We start from the raw sequence: 2189 nt of genomic DNA on the forward strand, positions 1-2189 counted from the left end.
AATGAAAAAACTAACCAACAATCAAAAAAAATTCTTACGCGCTCGTGGGCATACTCTCAAATCTATTGTGATGGTTGGGCAACACGGCTTGAGTGAGGCGGTGCTGGCAGAGTTAGAATCAACCATGACTAAGCATGAGTTGTTAAAAATCAAAATTCGTGCAGAGGATAGGGAGGATAGGCAAAAAATGATTGATGAGATTGTTAATATTACTCAGGCACATTTAATACAGGTAATTGGTAATGTAATGGTGATTTATCGTGCCTTTGACAAAGAGCCACAGATTATCCTTCCACGCAAATAATACCTTGATGAAAATTGCCATTAGTGCTGCTGAGACTTCGGGAGATTTGATTGGCGCTAAATTGGTAAGTGCGTTAAAGGCACAAAATAGTGATATTCAAATCGAAGGTATGGCTGGCGAAAGAATGCTTGAGGCAGGATGCGTGCAATTGTGGGATAAAAATCTTGCAAATGTGATGGGGTTTAGCGAGGTATTAAAAAAATTACCTGCGCTATTGAGGTTGCAAAAAGTCATAATTCATTATTTTTCTACGAGCAAGCCCGATGTTTTTATTGGCGTTGATGCACCTGATTTTAATTTTCTGATTGAACGAAAACTGAAGCGTCAGGGTATTAAAACGGTGCATTTTATTTCACCATCGGTGTGGGCGTGGCGCAAAAACCGGATTAAGAAAATTAAAAAATCCACTGATTTGGTGCTGTGTTTGTTTCCATTTGAGGTGGATTTTTATCAACAACACGCTCAAAGAGCGGTATTTGTTGGTCATCCATTGGCTGAGAGTTTGCACCCTAGGCAAGATTATCAGTCAACAAAGACTGTCTTGTTAATGCCGGGGTCTCGTGAGAGTGAAGTTAAACGATTATTGCCCGAGTTATTAGCGGCAGTAGTTATTATAAAAAAACAAGATTCTCAACTTAATTTTCATATTGCTTTGGCAAATGATGAATTACTTGAATGGGCAAAGGTATTAGCAGATAAAGTGAATGTGCCTATTTCTATTGGGGATGCACATCAACAGGCGACACGCTCAGATTTGGTTTTAGTGGCTTCGGGCACAGCAGCATTGGAATTGGCATTATTAGGGGTGCCGATGGTGGTGGTTTATAAATTATCTGCAATGAGTTATTGGATTGCTAAGCGGTTGGTTACCATTGCTTATGTGTCATTACCCAATATTATTGCTGGTGAATATTTAGTACCAGAGTTGATTCAGGACGATGCCAATCCAGATAATATTGCTCAACAGGCAATCGCAATTTTACAAAGTGATACGACCGCATTGATCCAAGCATTTAACAATATCCATCAGCAGCTTAATTTAAATGCCAGTGAAGAATCAGCACGCATTATTATGGATTTTATTCATGAATAAGCCAACCGTGGAAAGTGTGGTTGCATTGGCATTAAACGAAGACATTGGCACGGGGGATGTGTCTGCCAGCTTATTAAAGGATGAGAAAGTAGCGGCGCAAATTATCGTGAGGGAGTCGGCAATTATTTGTGGCATTGAATATGCGCAAAATGCTTTTTTGTCATTAGATAAAAACATTCAAATTGAATGGCAACTGAATGATGGCGATCGTATGGATAAAAATCAAATACTCTGCATGATATCGGGCACCTCTAGGGCCATCATCAGTGCGGAAAGAGTGGCACTTAATTTTTTACAGACATTGAGCGCTGTTGCAACAAAAACCCGTTATTTGGTGGACAAAATTGCCCATACCAATGCGCAATTATTAGACACCAGAAAAACCATTCCTGGGCTCAGACTGGCACAGAAATATGCCGTTAAATGTGGCGGTGGCGTTAATCATCGGATGGGTTTGTATGATGCAGTCATGTTAAAGGAGAATCACATTATTGCCGCCGGGTCAATTGGTTGCGCTATCAAGTCTGCCATGCAAAAATACCCTAATTTGCCTTTGATTGTTGAAGTAGAAAATTTAACACAATTGCAACAAGTATTGCCATTAGATGGCGTTGAGCGGGTATTGTGTGATAATTTTTCAATCGTTGATTTGGCTCAAGCGGTGCGCTTATCGAATGGAAAATTACCCTTAGAGGCATCGGGGAACATTGACGAAAATACCATTTTGGCAGTTGCCAAAACAGGGGTTGATTATATTTCTACTGGTAGTATTACTAAGAATATTCAAGCAAA

The 2189-nt window shown here is 39.9% G+C and carries 3 protein-coding genes; all 3 read left to right on the forward strand.

Going from position 1 to position 2189, the window contains the following annotated elements:
* A partial coding sequence (gene yhbY, locus BBROOKSOX_RS10255; protein ID WP_038338956.1) for a ribosome assembly RNA-binding protein YhbY occupies positions 1–304 on the forward strand: 304 nt, incomplete at its 5' end.
* A 7-nt stretch (positions 305–311) separates the two neighbouring features.
* Positions 312–1397: a lipid-A-disaccharide synthase gene (gene lpxB / locus BBROOKSOX_RS10260; protein ID WP_139661657.1), complete on the forward strand. Its 1086-nt coding sequence runs from the start codon at positions 312–314 to the stop codon at positions 1395–1397.
* Positions 1390–2189: carboxylating nicotinate-nucleotide diphosphorylase (gene nadC, locus BBROOKSOX_RS10265; RefSeq protein WP_139661660.1), on the forward strand; the 800-nt coding region annotated here is incomplete at its 3' end. The genes lpxB and nadC, both read left to right, overlap by 8 nt.

This window comes from bacterium endosymbiont of Bathymodiolus sp. 5 South (genome assembly GCF_900128535.1).
Lineage (GTDB): Bacteria > Pseudomonadota > Gammaproteobacteria > PS1 > Pseudothioglobaceae > Thiodubiliella.

What these genes read in the sequence shown, in the direction of transcription:
- lpxB (WP_139661657.1), top strand. Translation starts at nt 312, where the DNA reads ATGAAAATTGCCATTAGTGCTGCTGAGACTTCGGGAGATTTGATTGGC.